General features: G+C 52.8%; 11 protein-coding genes and 1 pseudogene. 9 read left to right on the forward strand and 3 right to left on the reverse strand.

The window, feature by feature from the left end; all coding sequences use genetic code 11:
• Positions 1 to 138: 138 nt before the first annotated feature.
• The 5 genes from GZ59_RS03420 (at position 139) to GZ59_RS03440 (ending at position 8,211) form a co-directional block, all read left to right on the forward strand.
• Positions 139 to 1,914, forward strand: a complete 1,776-nt coding sequence (locus GZ59_RS03420) for a TolC family protein (RefSeq protein ID WP_039290070.1) — start codon at positions 139 to 141, stop codon at positions 1,912 to 1,914.
• A complete protein-coding gene (locus tag GZ59_RS03425) occupies positions 1,914 to 2,672 on the forward strand; it encodes an efflux RND transporter periplasmic adaptor subunit (protein ID WP_039290079.1) in 759 nt (252 codons plus the stop codon). The genes GZ59_RS03420 and GZ59_RS03425 overlap by 1 nt, the downstream gene beginning before the upstream one ends.
• Positions 2,669 to 4,027, forward strand: a complete 1,359-nt coding sequence (locus GZ59_RS03430; RefSeq protein ID WP_039290080.1) for an efflux RND transporter periplasmic adaptor subunit — start codon at positions 2,669 to 2,671, stop codon at positions 4,025 to 4,027. The genes GZ59_RS03425 and GZ59_RS03430 overlap by 4 nt, the downstream gene beginning before the upstream one ends.
• Before the next feature lie 2 nt (positions 4,028 to 4,029).
• Complete coding sequence (locus tag GZ59_RS03435; RefSeq protein WP_039290083.1) at positions 4,030 to 6,159, forward strand: site-2 protease family protein; 2,130 nt, start codon at positions 4,030 to 4,032, stop codon at positions 6,157 to 6,159.
• Positions 6,160 to 6,480: 321 nt separating this feature from the next.
• Entirely contained in the window at positions 6,481 to 8,211 is a 1,731-nt protein-coding gene (locus GZ59_RS03440) for a polysaccharide lyase family protein (RefSeq protein WP_039290088.1), read from the forward strand.
• Positions 8,212 to 8,289: 78 nt separating this feature from the next.
• Here the strand turns inward: GZ59_RS03440 and actP are convergent, their stop codons facing one another.
• The 3 genes and pseudogenes from actP to acs form a co-directional block, all read right to left on the reverse strand.
• Positions 8,290 to 9,948, reverse strand: coding sequence for a cation/acetate symporter ActP (actP, locus tag GZ59_RS03445; RefSeq protein ID WP_011092413.1), 1,659 nt, complete (start codon positions 9,946 to 9,948; stop codon positions 8,290 to 8,292).
• Complete coding sequence (locus GZ59_RS03450) at positions 9,945 to 10,256, reverse strand: DUF485 domain-containing protein (protein ID WP_011092414.1); 312 nt, start codon at positions 10,254 to 10,256, stop codon at positions 9,945 to 9,947. Before GZ59_RS03450 ends, actP begins: the two co-directional genes overlap by 4 nt.
• Positions 10,257 to 10,381: 125 nt before the next feature.
• Positions 10,382 to 12,343: pseudogene (gene acs, locus GZ59_RS03455) on the reverse strand (acetate--CoA ligase).
• Positions 12,344 to 13,245: 902 nt separating this feature from the next.
• On the opposite strand from acs, the gene GZ59_RS03460 reads away from it, so the two are divergent.
• The 4 genes from GZ59_RS03460 to GZ59_RS03480 all read left to right on the forward strand — a co-directional run bounded on the left by GZ59_RS03460 (position 13,246) and on the right by GZ59_RS03480 (position 18,391).
• Complete coding sequence (locus GZ59_RS03460) at positions 13,246 to 13,638, forward strand: hypothetical protein (RefSeq protein WP_011092415.1); 393 nt, start codon at positions 13,246 to 13,248, stop codon at positions 13,636 to 13,638.
• A 750-nt stretch (positions 13,639 to 14,388) separates the two neighbouring features.
• Positions 14,389 to 16,758 (forward strand): TonB-dependent siderophore receptor, encoded by a 2,370-nt coding sequence (locus tag GZ59_RS03465; protein ID WP_039290098.1) that lies wholly within the window; start codon positions 14,389 to 14,391, stop codon positions 16,756 to 16,758.
• A 164-nt stretch (positions 16,759 to 16,922) separates the two neighbouring features.
• Positions 16,923 to 17,447 (forward strand): sigma-70 family RNA polymerase sigma factor, encoded by a 525-nt coding sequence (locus GZ59_RS03475; RefSeq protein ID WP_039290102.1) that lies wholly within the window; start codon positions 16,923 to 16,925, stop codon positions 17,445 to 17,447.
• The gene (locus GZ59_RS03480; protein ID WP_039290104.1) at positions 17,444 to 18,391 is read left to right on the forward strand and encodes a FecR domain-containing protein; all 948 of its coding nucleotides are present in this window, start codon (positions 17,444 to 17,446) and stop codon (positions 18,389 to 18,391) included. Before GZ59_RS03475 ends, GZ59_RS03480 begins: the two co-directional genes overlap by 4 nt.
• Positions 18,392 to 18,556: the final 165 nt, after the last annotated feature.

The following is an 18,556-nucleotide window of genomic DNA, read 5'->3' on the forward strand; positions in this document are numbered from 1 at the left end:
GGTGAGCAAGGGCAGCCAACGCACAAGCAGCTTGAAGTATGACGGGTATAACCACTAACCCGGGCGCTTGCAGGTGGTAATCAATCTACCGCCTGCAAGATGAAGGGACCAGACAAATAGAAGATGGGGAGAACCCGGGTGAATCAGCACATAGCGCATTTCTGGGATAGCCAGCAACACGACAGTCAGCAGCAGAACGTTCAACGCGAGGCTAGACCACGCTCCACAGGTTCCCGGGCGTTACGGATCGCGGTGACCCTCGCCTGTCTGGGATTGGCTGGCTGTGCCGTCAAACCAGAACCGGTAACGGTTGAACAGCAGGTTGCACAGGCGCTAAGCGACAGAACACAGATGTTCGCCAATCAGGAACCGGTGCGCGGTACGATCACGCTGGATGAGGCCATTGCCCGTGCGCTGAAATATAACCTGCAACAGCGGGTCGCGCTGCTGGAACAAGCGATGGAAGATGACCTATTGGGCGTACAGAATCTGGACATGCTGTTACCGAAACTGACCGCGCGCGCCGGGCTACAAACCCGCGACAACGTAGCGGGCTCTAGCAGCGAGTCGGTCACTACGGGCCGACAGTCGCTGGAAGCGTCCACCAGTCAGGATCAGACCATGCGCACCGCCGATTTGACGATGAGTTGGAATGTGCTGGACTTCGGTATCAGTTATTTCAATGCCAAAGTGCAGGCTAACAAATCTCTGGCGGCGGAAGAACGTCGTCGTCGCGTGGTGGCAGATATTACCCGTCAGGTGCGTACCGCTTATTGGGAAGCGGCAACGGCGCAGCGTTTGCAGCCGGAAGTCACTACTTCGTTGACGCAAGCACGTCAGGCGCTGGAATACGCGCGTCAGACCGAACAGCAGCGTCTGCTTGCACCGGTTGAAGCGCTGCGTTTCCAGAAAAATATGCTGGAGATGGTGCGCCAGTTGGAAATTGTCGACAGCGATCTGGTGGTGGCGAAATCCCGTCTGGCGGCGTTGATGAACCTGCCGCCGTCCAGCAAATATGATGTTGTCGTGCCGAGTGAAAGCAGTCTCGTAGCGCCGAAGATGGCCTACTCGCTCGACGATCTGGAAAACTTCTCGATGGTGAAACGTCCGGAAGTGCGTGAAGAGAACTATCTGGCACGCAACAGCGTACTGGAAACGCGTAAATCGCTGCTGCGTCTGCTGCCGGGTGTGTCGTTATTTGCCGGTATCAACGGCGATAGCAACAGCTATCTGGTTAATCACCAGTGGGCGAATGCGGGCGTTCAGGTCAGCGGCAACCTGCTGAACGTGCTGTCGTGGTCATCGGTTAAACGTGCCGGACAGGCGAATGAAGATCTGGCAGAAGTCCGTCGTCAGGCGTTGCGCATGGCGGTATTGACGCAGGTGAATGTAGCCTGGCAAGAATACCAGCAGAGCACGTGGATGTTCGGTCGCTATCAGGAACTGGCGCGGATCCAGCGCGGCATCCTGAACCAAACCACGCTCAGCGTACAGCATCGTGCCGAAACGCAGATGGAGCAGGTACGCGTCAGTACGGAAACCATTCTGACGACCCGCGCGCGCGACCGTAGCTTTGCCGACGTGCAGAACTCGCTGGGCGCGGTGTATCAGGCTGCCGGGCTGGATGTGCTGCCGGATAACGTGAACGATGTCAGTCTGGCCGCACTGAGCAGCTCGATTGCCCGCACCACGGGGAATCTTGAAAAAGGCGGTGTTGCGGTGCCGCGTCTGTCCCTGTCAACACCGGCTACGCCTGCCACCACGACGGCTTCTACCATAATAGCTCCATCTGCAACGAAGCCCGTCACGCCTGTTGCCGTGACGCCATCGGCTAACACGGGGAAACCCTATCGCGTGGTGAACACGGATATGTGGGACAACCTGCAATCTCTACAGGCGGGAGGCTCGCGTTAATGGCTGTCTGCATGATGCGTCCGCTGTTACTGGTGAGTGCGTTAAGTCTGCCCCTGTGGGGGCAGGCTGCGACCACAGGAGACATTCGTGTGCAGCTTAGCGCACAGCGTTACACCGTGTTATCCAGCGAAATAGCCGGGAAAGTGACGGATATTGCAGTGAAGGAGGGCGAACACTTCAAACAGGGTGACACGCTGGTAACGTTTGATTGCACCGTGCTGCGTGAAAAACTGAACTACTCGAATGCCGCAGAGAATGCCGCGCGTAAGAAGCTGGCGATTGCCGATCGGTTGGATAAGCTCAATTCGATCAGCCTGTCGGATGTCGATCAGGCACGATCGTCGGTGTCGATGGCGCAGGCAGAAAGCGGTGTCAATCGCGCCATGCTGCAACGCTGCGTCATTAAAGCTCCGTTCTCTGGTCGCGTAACGGAAACCAAGGTCAAGCGTTGGGAATCCGTGCCTGAAGGGAAAGAGCTGTTGGCGATTTATGATGACAGCGCGTTCGAGCTGGAAATGATCGTGCCGTCGCGTTGGTTAGTGTGGTTAAAGCAGGGCAGCGCTTTCCAGGTCACGCTGGATGAAACCGGCCTGAGCTATCCGGCTGAAATCAGCCGCCTTTCGTCAGCGATCGATCCGGTCAGTCAGTCGGTGAAGGCCTTTGGTCGGATTACGCAATCCACCGCAGGATTACTGCCGGGCATGAGCGGCGTCGCGCAGATTGCACCGCCTGACGCAGCAGGTAGCGTATCGCCATGACCGATCGGAACACAACGGCAGCAGCAGCAACCGAACAGGATACCCGACTGGCGCTGTTGGCCGAGCTATTGCAGTTGCAAAGCCGTGCCAGAGCGCGGGAAACGCTGGATGAACTGGCGTTTTTCATCGTCAATGAAACGCACCATCTGGTGAAGTATCGGCAGGCGCTGCTGTGGGACTGCGACAAACGACGCTTGCAGGCAGCTTCCGGGCTGGCCTCGCTCGATCACAACGCGCCGTTTTGCACCGAATTTAGCCGCCTGTGCCGCCAGTGGCAGGAGGAAGGACGCCAAACACAGGTGCTGCAATGCCAAGAGTTGCCTGCTGACGATCGGGTTCTATGGCAGGAGCATTTGCCGGAATTTTTACTCTGGTTACCGTTGCGTGTCGCTCAGGGGAATGCGCCGCTGGTGCTGGTGTTAGCACGCGACAGCGCATGGCTGCCTGCCGAAATCGTGCTGCTGGAAAAACTGGCTGACGCCTACGCGCATGCGTGGTCAAGCCTGTGCAAAGTGCGTCGTCGCCCATCGAAAACGCCGCCGGCCAGACGCCGCCTGATCCTTGCCGCCGCGATCGCGCTGGTGCTGATCTTATTGATCCCGGTTCGCCAGTCGGTGCTGGCTCCGGCGGAGATCGTCGCGCACCGTCCGGTTATGGTACGCGCGCCCGTGGCGGGTGTGGTGGATGACATTCTGGTTCGGCCCAATCAAACCGTTAGCGCTAACCAACCGCTGGTGCGGCTGGACGTGCGCGAACTGGAAAATCGGTTGGAATCGGCGCGGCAGTCTTTTGCCACTGCCGATGCCCAGTACCGTCAGGCGCAGCAGCAGGCGTTGTTCGATGCTAACAGCAAAGCCAGTCTGGCTGTGCTGCAAAGCCGCCGAGAACAGGCACAGAGCGATATGGATTTTCTGCAACGTCAGCAGGAACGTATGCAGCTCGTTTCCCCGCGTGACGGCGTGGCGATTCTTGATGACGCCAGTGACTGGATTGGGCGCTCGGTGGCGGTCGGGGAGCGCATTATGATGATCGCCGATCCGCACGATGTGGAGCTGGAAATTCAGTTGCCTGCGGCGGATGCGATTGCGCTGGAAAATGGCGCGGATGTCCGCCTGTTCCTCAATGTTGCACCGAATTCTGCACAGGAAGCGCGGCTTGAACAGATTGGTTATCGCGCTGCGCCGACGCCGGATAATGTGATGGCCTATCGGCTGCGGGCGCGTTTTACGCAGGATGACCCACTGCTGCGCGTAGGCCTGAAAGGTACGGCTAAGTTATACGGGAAACGCACGGTGCTATTCGTTTATCTGCTGCGTAAACCGCTGGCATCCCTGCGTGTTTGGCTGGGCGTCTAACGATGGCCGGAGGTGCGACGCCAACTGCTGGGCTCAGTCCGCTGCGCGATGAACTGATCCTGCATACCGGGCCAGCTAATCGCGATGGATCGCCAAGCTGGACGCTGGAAGATCCGCTGCGCGGTCTTTATTTTCGTATCGGCTGGGCAGAAATGGCGATGCTATCGCGTTGGTCGATGGGGAACGCCGCACAGATCGTGGCCGAGGTTAACCAGACTTCTGCATTGACGCTCGATGACAGCGATGTGCAGTACTTCAACCGTTTCTTACAGGCTAACAGCCTGACGCGTGTTTCCGGTGATGAAGCGCTGGCGCAGTTTACCCGTCAGGTGGAGCAGTCACGCGTCTCGATTTGGCGCAAGTTACTGAAGAATTATCTGTTTTTTCGTATTCCTTTATGGCATCCCGATCGTTTTCTGGGCGCGACGCTGCCGTGGATCGCGCCGCTTTTCAGCCGTACTTTTCTCAAGCTGACGCTGCTGGTGGCCGTGCTGGGCTTATTCCTCGCCGGACGCCAGTGGGAAACGTTCAAACATACGTTTTTGCACTTCTTCACGCTGGAAGGCGCTGCGTTAGCCGGGCTGACGCTGTGCTTTACCAAGATCCTGCATGAGTTCGGCCACGCCTACACCTGCAAGCGCTTTGGTGCGCGGGTTGCCACGATGGGCATCGCATTTCTGGTGATGATGCCAGTGCTGTACACCGATACATCCGGTTCATGGAAACTCACCCGCCGCCGACAGCGGATGGCGATTGGCGCAGCGGGTATGATGACCGAACTGGTGCTGGCGGCGTGGGCTACGCTGGCATGGAGCTTCTTACCGGACGGCATGCTGCGTAGCGCCGCGTTTATGCTGGCGACGACCACCTGGATCATGACGCTGGCGATTAATCTCAGCCCGCTGATGCGCTTCGACGGCTATTTCCTGCTTTCAGACGGATTACAGGTGCCGAATCTGCAAAACCGAGGTTTTGCCATCGGCCGCTGGCAGATGCGGGAGTGGCTGTTCGGGCTAGGGGATACACCGCCGGAGCACTTTCCGCGCTGGCTGCAACGCACGCTGGTGGGCTATGCGTTTGCGGTGTGGATATACCGTTTCTTCCTGTTTACCGGTATCGCGATTCTGGTTTACCACATGGCGTTCAAGCTGCTGGGGATGCTGCTTTTCGCGATTGAAATCGGCTACTTCGTGGTGATGCCTGTGGTGAATGAAGTGCGCGAATGGAGTAAACGTCGTAAGGACTATCGTATGAACCGTAATATGACGACGACGCTGACCGTGAGCGCCGTGGTTCTGCTCTTGCTGATGATTCCCTGGCAGCGCAGCGTGTACGCGCCGGCGCTGCTGCGGGCGGAACAGCAAAGCAGCCTGTATATGCCTGTACCCGCGATGATTCAGCACATTAACGTGCAGGTTGGTCAGCCTGTGCGCGCTGGTCAGGCACTGTTTACGCTATCGTCTGATGCGCTGGCGCATGAACGGCAACAACTGGAACGACAAATCTCTACGCTGAACTGGCAAAGTACCTTTCAGGTATTCAACAAGGAAGCAGTTGGCGATCATCAGCGTGTGAAGCAGGAGCACGAAGCCGCGCTGCAAAAATTACAGGTATTGCAGCGTCAGTCTGAACAACTGACGGTACGTGCGCCGATCGATGGGGTGGTGGCAGACATGGCGACGCCGCTGGAAACGGGCGAATGGCTGGGGCAGGGCGAATGGCTGGCCGTCGTGACCAAGCCAACCGGCGGGCTGGTGGAAGCATTCGTGTCGGAAAAAGACTGGCAGCGACTCAGCGCGGGCGGAAAAGGCACGTTTTATTTACAGGATGTCAGCCGCTCGTCGCTGCCGCTCACGATTGTGGAGATCGCCAGTACCGCGACCCGCGACCTTAATGCCGCGCCGGAACTCGCCTCGGTTTACGGCGGTGATATTGCCACTCTGAGCGATTCACAACGCAGGCTGCATCCTGAGCAGGCGGTTTATCGGGTCTTGCTCAGTCTACCTGCCGATTATCGTGCTCAGCCGCAGGTACTGCGCGGCACGGTAGTCATGGATGGTGAGGCTCAAAGCCTGTTGATTCGCGGCTGGAAAGTAGTATCCGCCGTGCTGATCCGTGAACTGTCATTCTGATCGGTTTTGATTTCTGCGATGTCGATCCTGACTTTCTTCCCGCTAGTGCCAGATTCTTGTTTTTACTGGCAGTAGCGGGAAGGAGGGCGCTTATCTCCTCGATTATGTTGTTCCTATCACTGCTATATATTTTAAATAGCTGGAATTTTTATATCTCAGGCTACACCCAATGTTGGATATTAGGGGAAACACGGTGATGAGGTTCCCGCAGGGAGACCTCGCACCGTGGTAGCCCCGTGTATCTCGATATTGAAGCGATAATAGCTTGAACCATCGCGATAAACGTTTCTGTCTAAACAGTGGAACACAAGAGGGCTGACTGTGAAGCGATCTGTCTTGTTGTTGGTGGGTGCCACGCTGGCACCCTATAGCTATAGTGCGCAGGATAATGCCGTGTCGTTATCCGTTTCCGGTTTGAATACCGTTCTGGATAACGGCTTGCTAAAAGCCACATTCGGGGAGGATGGCAGCGCGGTGAGCATGGTGACGGGCGGCAATAATATTGTCACTAACCTGTCCGGTGCGGCACGCGATCCGAGCAAAACGCGTAGCGCTTACCTCGATTACTATATCAATAATGGCAATGTTAAAGGCGTCAAAGATTTCACTCCCGAGCGCGTGGAAGTGCTGCGTAACGATCGTGAGATGGCGCATGTGGCCTATATCGACGATCGAGGCGGGTTGTTAAAGCTCGAATATCATCTGATTATGCGTCGTGGCGTTAGCGGGCTTTATAGCTATGTGGTGGCCGAAAATAGCGGAAGTCAGGATGTTAACGTCAGTGAACTGCGTAATGTCTATCGCTTCGATCCTGCACGGTTAGACCATCTCTACAGCGGCGTTCGTCAGGGTAAGCCGCTGCTCTACAGCCAGCTTGAAGCCTCGCCAAAGGTGCAGGATGAAACCTGGCGACTGCCGGATGGCAGCATCTATTCCAAATATGACTTCGCTGGTTATATGCGGACCGCGCCTTTCTGGGGTGTTTTCGGCAATGGCGTGGGCGCATGGTTGATTCACGGCAACCGAGAGTATTTCTCCGGTGATGCGCTCAAGCAGGATTTGTTGGTGCATCAGGATGCGATCATTCTGAACTATATGACGGGGTCGCACTTTGGCACGCCGGATATGGCGGCACAACCGGGCTGGAAAAAATTCTATGGCCCATGGCTGCTGTACATTAATCAGGGCGATACCGAACAGATGCTGGCGGATGCCCAGCGTCAGGCGCTGACGGAAACGGTCAGTTGGCCGTATAAATGGGTGAGCGATTCCCGTTATCCTATCGATCGCACGCAGGTTAGCGGACGCGTTGCCAGCCAGCAGTCAGTCACTGTTGTGCTTTCATCATCATTGGATGAGCCATTTGATGTGCAGACCCGCGGCTATTCGTATCAGGCAACGATTGACTCGAAGGGGAATTTTGCCATTCCTCATGTCCGACCGGGTAATTACCATCTGGCCGTGTACGCTAACAGCGGTACGCAGCCGGGGATATTGGTGGAGCAAACGCTGTCCGTTTCTGGTGATAAGCAAGTACTGCCGATGATAACGCTGCCTAAAGCCGAATCGGTTGTCTGGGCCATCGGACAGGCAAATCGACAGGCGAGCGAATTTCGTTTTGGCAATGAGGCACGCAACACCCGCTGGCAGCATGAGGTTCCTGCAAATCTGACGTTCGATATTGGCCGCAGCGACTATCAGCGCGACTGGTATTACGCGCAGACCAAACCGGGAAAATGGGATATCCGCTTCGCGCTACAACCTGAGAAGAAAACCTATTTCCTTAACATCGCACTGGCGGCAGCCAGCAACAGCGGCATGAGCGAGCCAACCGTGCCACAGTTGGCGGTAATGGTAAACGGCACCATGCTGGAGACACTAACTTACGACAACGATAAAGCCATCTATCGCGGTGCGCTACAGAGCGGTCGCTATCACGTTGCGCGTATCCCCGTGTCATCCGGTTTCCTGAAAAAAGGCAACAACACAATCACGCTGCAATTAAAAGGCGGCAGCGTGATGTATGACGTGGTGACGTTAAGCGAGGAGTAAACCCCGTTTCAGCAACTCAGAGCGTAGGATTTCATAAAGGAGCTGGCCCGCGAAATGCGGGCCAGAGAGAGGCAGAGATTAGTGAGAACTGCCTTTTGAAGCACCGACGCCGGTTTGTGAGCGGACAAACTGCGCATGGAAGCGAGCACGTTCCTGCTGTCCTGTTTCGGAACGATCGGTGATGGAGAAGAACCAGATACCGATAAACGCGACCAGCATGGAGAATAGCGCTGGATAATCGTAGGGATAAATAGGCGCAGCGTGACCGAGGATTTTCACCCAGATCGTCGGCCCCAGTACCATCAGAATGACGGCTGTTAACAGTCCCGCCCAACCACCAATCATGGCGCCGCGTGTCGTCAGCTTCGACCAGTACATGGAGATGATAATGATGGGGAAGTTACAACTGGCGGCAATGGAGAAGGCCAACCCAACCATGAAGGCGATATTCTGGTTCTCAAACAGGATGCCGAGCGAAATAGCCACGACACCCAGTACCAGTACGGTGATTTTCGAGACTTTCAGCTCATCGCGTTCTGTCGCTTTCCCTTTCTTAATGACGTTGGAATAGAGATCGTGGGATACGGCAGACGCGCCCGCTAGCGTCAACCCAGCGACGACAGCAAGAATAGTGGCAAAGGCCACGGCGGAGATAAAGCCGAGGAAGAAGTTGCCACCGACCGCATCGGCAAGATGTATTGCCGCCATGTTATTTCCACCGATGAGTGCGCCCGTTGCGTCTTTAAACTCCGGGTTGGCGCTCACCAACAGGATGGCTCCGAAACCGATGATGAAGGTCAGGAAGTAGAAATAACCCATGAACCCAGTGGCGTAGAACACGCTTTTTCGGGCTTCCTTGGCATCGCTGACGGTGAAAAAGCGCATCAGAATGTGTGGCAAACCGGCCGTACCGAACATCAGCCCTAATCCGAGAGATAACGCGGATATCGGGTCAGAAACCAGTCCGCCGGGGCTCATGATCGCCGCGCCTTTTGGGTGAACCTCCATCGCCTGTTTGAACAGCGCGTCAAAGCTGAATCCCACGGATTTCATCACCATGACGGCCATGAAGGTGGCGCCGAATAGCAGCAGTACAGCTTTGATAATCTGTACCCATGTGGTGGCGAGCATGCCGCCAAACATCACGTACATCACCATCAGAATGCCGACCAGTACCACGGCCACATGATAGTTTAGGCCGAACAGGAGTTCGATGAGCTTCCCCGCGCCAACCATCTGTGCGATGAGGTATAACGCCACGACCACTAGCGAACCACAGGCAGAGAGGCTGCGGATGGGGTTTTGTTTCAGACGGTATGACGCGACGTCGGCAAAGGTGTAACGCCCAAGGTTGCGTAGTCGCTCCGCGATCAGAAACAGAATAATCGGCCAGCCGACCAAAAATCCGAGCGAGTAGATCAGGCCGTCATAGCCGGAGGTATAGACTAGCGCAGAAATACCGAGGAAGGATGCGGCTGACATGTAGTCACCCGCAATCGCCAGACCGTTCTGGAAACCGGTAATGTTGCCGCCAGCCGTATAATAGTCGCTACGTGAACGGGTTTTCTTCGACGCCCAGTAAGTGATATACAGCGTACCGCCGACGAACAGCAGAAACATCACGATGGCCTGAATATTCAGCGGCTGGCGCTGGACATCCCCCGTGAGCGCATCCGCCGCCCATGCAAGTACGGGTAGCGTCAACAGTCCGAACAGCATCATAAAGCGTATTTTCATTGCTTTACCTCATCCAGTAACTGCTTGGTCAGACGATCAAATTCACCGTTGGCGCGATACACATAGACGCCTGTCAGAATGAAGGAAATCGCAATCAATCCCACTCCGATTGGAATACCACGGGTAATGCTCGAATCGGGAGCGATTGGTGTTCCCAGCCAGCCTGGCGCAAAGGCGATCAGCAGAATAAAACCGACATAAAGCACCAGCATGATCAACGAAAGAAAAGCGGCAAAACGCTGTCGCTTGTTGACCAATTCTCTGAATAAGGGGTTACTTTCAATCCGTTGATAAATGGCATCATTCATCGTAAGTCTCCAGTAATCTGTTAGGTTGAGTATTGCCGCAACGTGGCCGCCTGATTTATCGCCAGCCACATTCCCGCAAGCCACGTCATGGCTTACGGGGATGGAGAACGCGGTGGGTCAGGTAGTTATTGAGAGGCGGTACTCATGGCCTGCTTTTCTTCGAGCAGTTTTTCGACGACACCAGGATCGGCCAGCGTTGAGGTATCCCCCAGATTGCTGGTGTCACCGGCGGCGATCTTACGCAAAATACGACGCATGATTTTGCCGGATCGCGTTTTCGGTAAGGAATCAGTCCAGTGCAGGATGTCCGGTGTGGCAATGGGGCCGATTTCCTTACGCACCCAGTTGCGCACTTCCGTATACAGCTCGCTGGACGGCTCTTCGCCGTGGTTTAGTGTGATGTAGGCGTAAATAGCCTGCCCTTTCATATGGTGCGGGATACCCACCACTGCCGCTTCGGCAATCTTAGGATGTGCGACGAGAGCAGACTCGATTTCCGCTGTCCCCAGACGGTGCCCGGAAACGTTCAGCACGTCGTCAACACGACCCGTGATCCAGTAATAGCCATCCTCGTCACGGCGCGCGCCGTCGCCGCTGAAATACATGCCTTTAAAGGTGGAAAAATAGGTTTGCTCAAAGCGATCGTGATCGCCAAACAGGGTTCTTGCCTGACCTGGCCAAGAATCTACAATCACCAGATTGCCTTCACTGATGCCTTCCTGCGGGTTGCCGAGATTGTCGACTAGTGCAGGTTGTACGCCAAAGAACGGACGCGTCGCGGAGCCAGCTTTCGCTTCGATTGCACCCGGGATCGGGGTGATCATGAAGCCGCCCGTTTCCGTTTGCCACCAGGTATCGACGATAGGGCATTTACCGTTGCCGATTTTGTTGAAATACCACTCCCAGGCTTCCGGGTTGATCGGCTCACCGACAGAACCCATGATCCTGAGCGATTCGCGCGATGTGCCCTCGATCGCCTTGTCACCTTCAGCCATCAGCGCGCGGATTGCAGTAGGGGCGGTATAGAGGATGTTAACCTTATGCTTATCGACCACTTGCGCCATACGGCTAGCGTCCGGCCAGGTTGGTACACCTTCGAACATCAGCGTAATCGCGCCGCATGCCAGCGGGCCATAAAGCAGGTAGCTGTGCCCCGTAACCCAGCCAACATCCGCCGTACACCAGTAGATGTCGCCGGGATGGTAGTCAAATACATACTTGAAGGTCAGCGCGGCATAAACCAGATAGCCGCCAGTGGTGTGTAATACGCCCTTGGGTTTACCGGTCGAACCCGATGTATAAAGGATAAACAGTGGATCTTCCGCATTCATCTCTTCTGGTGGACAGTGATCGTCTGCTTTTTCAACCAGATCGTGCCACCACAGATCGCGTCCGTCCTGCCATTCATTGATCTTACCGGTACGACGGAAAACGATAACGCTGGAAATTGTCGTGACGTTCGGATTTTTTAACGCCTCATCAATATTCTTTTTCAGTGGAATCACACGCCCGGCTCGCATGCCTTCATCGGCGGTGATGACCAGCTTGGCGCTGGAATCGATGATACGCCCAGAAATCGCTTCGGGAGAAAAGCCTCCGAAGATCACCGAGTGAATAGCGCCGATTCTGGCGCATGCCAGCATTGCCACAGCCGCTTCTGGCACCATCGGCATATAAATAGCAACGACATCACCTTTCTTAACGCCCTGTGACTTCAACACATTAGCGAAACGGCATACGGACTGGTGCAGTTCACGATAGGTGACTTTTTTACTTTCGGTTGCGTCATCCCCTTCCCAGATGATGGCCGTTTGATCGCCACGCTCGGCCAGATGGCGATCCAGGCAATTTGCTGCCACATTTAATGTACCGTCTTCAAACCAGCGAATACGTATGTGGCCAGGGTCGAACGAGGTGTTCTTGATCGTTTCATAGGGTTTGATCCAATCGACAATCTTTGCCTGCTCACCCCAAAAGGCGGCGGGATCGTCAACGGATAGCCGATACATATTTTCGTATTGCTAGGCATTTATCAGTGCATTTTCCGCAATAGAGGCGGGAATGGCGTGTTTATTATGTTGTGTCATAGCGCTTCTCCTTAAACATGTTAATGCTATGTCAAATAATGGTTAATTGTAGTTAACTAGTTATCTTTGTTTCTTTTTTGCGCGATTGATCACGCAATGCAGGAAAAGCAATGCAGCGTTACTTAAAAGATAGTCTTTTAGTTCAGAAAGTAGGCAGTTTTTTCGCGGTAGCCAAAACGCGATAAGTGATGTATGTCACAATATGAAAGTCAGCAGAATTATCTATGCTGTTATAATGTCATTAACGATCAATTCATTGTTTTCAATAGATTATATCTATTGTTATCAAGTTTTTGATCGCCCTTTACGATCAAAAGGCATAAAGATCCCGCTTATTCAGCCGATAGTAAAAATCCTGTTCAGAGTATATTCCTACGTGAGCCAGCTATTTAGTGCGTTCAGCTGTGGTTTATGTGTTGAAATTTTGTACCAGTTGTTAATTATATGTAGGCTATTAATGAAATAGATTTATCTGATTATCAACGGGCAGATAAGTATGAATAATCTACACTCTAGGTGGGTTACACAGTACAGATGTGGGCCTTCTTAAAAAGGGTAAAGATGCCGTCTGCTAGCCGCAGACAAAAAGAAAAAGTGAAGTGTTATTTTTTGTGCCTTATTCAGAAATATCCGGTTTCCAAAAATAAATAACAGAGATATACCCAACATCACTGACGCTGAGTAAGGCGGCAGATGTTTGAGCCCCGGTAACCAGAGAACAGGTAAAAGGTTCCGGTTAGCGAAATTCACTATTTTCATTAGGTGATTTTCTGGGGTGGGAAGAACACTATTAGTCCGGAAACCTTTTAAATTCCGGTAGGTTGATTGCTTATCAATGGTGTGCCGTGACGTCATGGTGCGCTGTGAGATATCTTTTTACATAGCATGATGCAGAGGAAACAATGAGTCTGATATTTGGCCGGAATGAGATTTTAGGCATGCTTTCTCAACCAGTTCAGAATGATCGGCGTGCTGTGGCAGTGATTGACGAGAAATGTAAAGTCGTCTGCGCGAATTCTGCCTTCAACGCCCATTTTGGATTGCGTGCTGAAATGAATACGCCCGTCTCAATTGATGATGTGCTACCTATCAACGTGAAGTTTGCTTATCACGACTTTATGACGAATTCCAACGTGTTGAGTACGCGTGTGGTCTCGGATCTGCTGTCTGATGGCTTTACCAAAAAGCAGTTAAGTACGCTGTCTTTTTCTAAGCTGAACGTTGAAAATCGAGTGCTTTCTCTGCTGATCCTGAATCAGGATGCGGTTGAGCCTTCGACAAATTTGGCGTCATAAGCTTGAATAATCGTAGACTATCTGGCCGGAAGAGTAGATACGTGTATTTTCCAGTGGAATATAACGACAAAAGAGGCGTTGTTGTTATTGATAACGTTGTTATTGCTAATTTAGCATCGTTTTCTCAACAGCAATCGATTGCGTTGGTTATTCTCTGATACCCGCTGACGGCCAGTAGAACGATAAAGCAGCACCGAGTTTTCATGAATGGAGAATAAAAAACGTTTTTTATTAACCTCCATAGTGTGAAAAATTAAGAAAAATAGAGAGTTAACTATTTTATTGCATGTAATATGCTCCTTTTGAAATAAACAGCGAAACGTTTCGATATCATCCTGCCTTACTCTTCGCCTATTCCCTTTTCCTTCTGTCTTTTTGTGGATTATTCCTTTAGGTAACACGGTTTATTAATCATTGATAATAAGCTCTGAAAATTTTCTTTATTTTTAGTGCGTTGAATCCTGAAGGATGACGAATGAATAAGTAGACTCTCGTCTAATTATTGATGAGGTTAAGCCGATGCAGCGCTTATCGGCATATAGCACTTTTTGATAAAACCCGACGTTAGTTTTTTACTGGTAATGATATTTTTGCCCATCGGTTTACCAATATCGACAACGCGCTTTCCGTAATAATTCTGACTCACAACGCATTACTTTAATTATTTTTCGATTTCTGGTTCCCCTTTTTACTTTCTCAATTGGCATAGCTTCTGAAAACAAGCGTTTCTTATGCTATAGGGGATAAATAATGGTTAAATTTCGTACCCACCTGTTGGCTCGTATTTTACGTGCCGGGGTACTTGGGGCATCGTTTGCTTCAGTGCTGCCAATGGCGGCGGTCTATGCTGCATCTGCTGTGTCTGTCCAACAATACGCGGTGTCGTCTGGCCCGCTCAATCAGGTACTGAATCAATTTGCCCAACAGGCTGGCGTATTACTTTCTTACGATCCAGCATTAGTGGCAGGTAAACGCGGTGCGGGGTTGCAGGGGAACTACAGCATTGAGCAGGGTTTCCAGCAGATTCTCAGCAATAGTGGCATAAGTGCGCAGTACAGTGCTGATGGTAGCGTGATGCTAGTGCAGCGCACGACGAGTGAGCCAGTACCCGTTTCTGCACCTGTTGTCGCTAAAAACGATCGAATTGTCGTTAATGCCCCGCCGAATACCGCGATGAAGTTGGATGTACCGGTTTCAGAAACGCCGCGCGCGGTTGCGGTTGTGACAGAAAAACAGATCGAAGAGCGCGGTGCGCAAAAAATCGATCAGGCACTGCGCTACAGCAGCGGTATTCTGGCCACGACATACGGGCCGGATAATAAGGCCGAATGGGTGACTATTCGTGGATTTAGCGATCAATCTCGGTTCCAGAATGGTCTGGCTACGCTGAATGAAGATGGATTCTATGGCCAGCAGATTGAGCCATTTGGGGTCGAGCGTATCGAGGTTCTGAAAGGCCCAGCCTCTGTTCTGTATGGACAAAACCCGCCGGGCGGCCTGGTTAATGTCATCACCAAACGGCCGACGCGTTTGCCGCAGGGAAAAGTGGAGCTGGAATACGGTTCTAACGACTATCGCCATCTGGCCGTCGACAGTGCGGGTCCGTTAAATGATGATGGCTCGGTGCTGTATCGCGTTGTCGCGCTGGCTCGCGATACCTCGGGTGAGATGGATTTCTCGAAGAGTAAGCGACTTTACCTGGCTCCGAGCGTCACGTTCCTCGGAGAAGACACCGAACTGACCGTGTTAGCCAGCTACATGGATACGAATTCCGACACGACCAACGGCTTTAAACTGCCGTACGGTACATTACATGGCACGCCGTTTGGCAAAGTTGGCTATAAAACATCGCTGGGTGAACCGGGAATGAACCGCCATGATACCCGGCAGTTCAATCTGGGTTATGAGTTCACGCATCATCTGAATGATACCTGGACGTTCCACCAGAATCTGAACTATGCCTACCTTAATTTGGATCTGCGTAATGCTTATGCGCTGAGTATGGCTGATGCGCGTCAGGCTAATCGTGGGTTGACCTACCGCGACGGCTTTGCGCAAAACTGGGCCACGGATAACCGCTTAGTGGGGGAATGGCAGTGGGAAGATATTGAAAACACTCTGTTGCTCGGGTTTGACTATCGTCGCGCCAATGCGCAAAGCCGCGATGGTAATCTGTACTCCTTTGGCGCCCCTATCGATATTTTTAATCCGGTCTACGGTAACTATGCGTCACCTGACAGCCAACTGTTCGATCATCGTTCTGGACGCCATCAGACCGGTTACTACGTTCAGAATCAGATCAAGTATGACGAGCGCCTGATCGTCTTGCTGGGTGGACGTTACGACGTGGCGAAGTCTCGCGACCGTAATTTATCATCAGGCGAGGATACCCGCACCGACGATACCAAATTCACCAAGACTGCTGGGGTAATGTATCTGTTTGACAACGGGATCTCCCCTTACATCAGCTACTCGGAATCGTTCCTACCGGTGTCAGGCCGTGATGGTTACCAACGTCCTTATGTGCCGGAAGAAGGCCAACAGACGGAAGTTGGCGTGAAATATACGCCGGAAGGCTTTAACGGTTATGCGTCTGCTGCCTTGTTTAATCTGGAACAGAAAAACGTTAAAACGACGGATCCTAAAAACCCGAATCTGACTATTCAGTCGGGTGAAGCCCGGTCACGTGGCCTCGAATTGGAATTGAGTGGTGAGGTCTATACCGGCCTGACGCTGACGGCAAACTACACTTACAACGAAGTGGAGACGACCAAATCGGGTTCCGTTGGTGAAGTCGGCAAACGTCTTCCGGGATTGCCTGAGCAAATCGTGTCTGGCTGGGCGACCTATGCCTTTAACGGCAAACTGGGAGGGTTAAGTATCGGTAGTGGCGTGCGCTATGTTGGCAGCTCTTACGGCAACATTGCCAATACGGCGGATATGAAGGTTCCGGCTTATACGCTGTGGGATGCGATGATTGCCTATGATTTCAGCAAAGACTGGCGGTTGCAGGTTAATGCCACCAATCTGGCAAATCACGAGTACGTCAGCGCCTGTAACTATTGGTGCTACTACGGCGAAGGCCGTAACGTTAGCGCGAATGTCAGCTATCGTTGGTAATTTCCCGTTTTGAATATCGCTGAAAGAAGCCTTCGGGCTTCTTTCTTTTTTGCACCACTCGCCATGCAACTCCCTCCTTTTTACTGTAATCGGCACGATAGTCGTTGACTTTGCTGTTAATGATAATGAAAATCATTTCATTGCTGTCACATTGAGCGAACACCGTGAAGAGTCCCGCCGCTGCCTGCCCTCATCAGCCTGAAACCTTAAATGTTCAGCAGATTTATCATGACCATCATGCCTGGTTACAGGCATGGTTGCGTCGGCGTTTGGGATGTTCACAGCAGGCGGCGGATCTGGCGCAAGACACGTTTCTACGTTTGATTTGCCAACATCAGACCGATCACATTCGTGAACCGCGTGCCTGGCTGACGACCGTGGCCCACGGGCTAGTGGTTAACCACTGGCGACGTAAAGACATTGAGAATGCCTACCTTCAGGTGCTAGCTGAGCAAGAGTTTAACTTTTCCCCTTCGCTGGAGCTGCAGGCCATCGTGGTGGATGCGTTGCTGGCCATCGACCAGATGCTGGCGATGCTGCCTGTTAAGGTGCGTCAGGCATTCTTGCTGGTGCATCTTGACGGCTTGACCTATCGGCAGGTTGCTGAAAAATTAGCCGTTTCCGAGCGGATGGTAAAAAAATATATGGCACAGGCAATGCTGAATTGTCTATTGTGTCAGGACTTATGATTTCCTCTATCACTTCTTCTATTCCGAAAGATGTTCTTTATGCTGCCGCTGAGTGGTATGCGACGCTGTATGACGAAGACTGTTCCGAAAATGATCGTCAGACATGGCAGCGCTGGTTACATGAAGATGAAACCCATCAGCTTGCCTGGCAGCAGGTTGAACAGATTCATGCCCGTTTCCATGCGGTAGATAGCCAATTAGCTTCTTCGGTGCTGAGCAGGCGGGGTGAAGAACGCCGACGCATGCTTAAATTGTTGGTTATCGCCAGCGTTACCGGAGGCGTGGGTTTTAGTCTGCCGTGGGACAGTTATGCTGCCGATTACCGCACGGGAACGGGAGAGACGCGTGAGCTCAGCATCGAAACGGGGATGACCGTCTGGCTGAATACGGATTCTGCATTGAATCAGCAGGGCAACCCCGCGTTGTCTCAGCCGCTGACGTTTCAATTGATAAAAGGTGAATTGATGCTGGACAACCAAACGGCGCATGCTGCTCGGTTGTCCACCCCGCATGGCGATCTCGCTGCTGCTGCGTATTCCTGCCAATTGGCGCTCCGATACACTTCCGCCCACAGCGTCCTTTCTGTTTTTAGCGGTGAGGTTTTGCTACAAACGGCAGTACCCGCCGCACAGCGAGTGACGGCGGGGCAGCAGGTTATTTTTACTCGAGACAGGTGCAGCGAGCCTGCGCCCGTTGAGAATTTCCGCCAGAGCTGGCGCAAGGGACTGCTGGTCGCGGATAGCATGCCGTTAGGACAGCTCATCAATGAAATTTCCCGTTATCATAATGGTTATTTTCATGTCGATTCCGCTGTCACGAATTTACGGATTTCGGGCGTTTTTCCGCTGCATGAAACCGACCGCCTGCTTGACGCCATTGTACGGACGCTGCCAGTGAAGGTGAGCAGACGTTTTTCTTGGTGGGTAGATATCCGCCCGAGCTAAAACACAGCTGGTATTTCGCCGATAAAACACCAAAAATATGCCGCATTTGTTAGCTGGTTGGTTATCACTCGCAGACTAAACACAAATCTGGCGCATATATATCAATCTGTTGATACCGAAAAAGGCGTAGCATACTCCACAAAGGGTATTCTGAGCGTTGCCTCT

The organism is Pectobacterium atrosepticum (assembly GCF_000740965.1).
GTDB classification, from domain to species: domain Bacteria; phylum Pseudomonadota; class Gammaproteobacteria; order Enterobacterales; family Enterobacteriaceae; genus Pectobacterium; species Pectobacterium atrosepticum.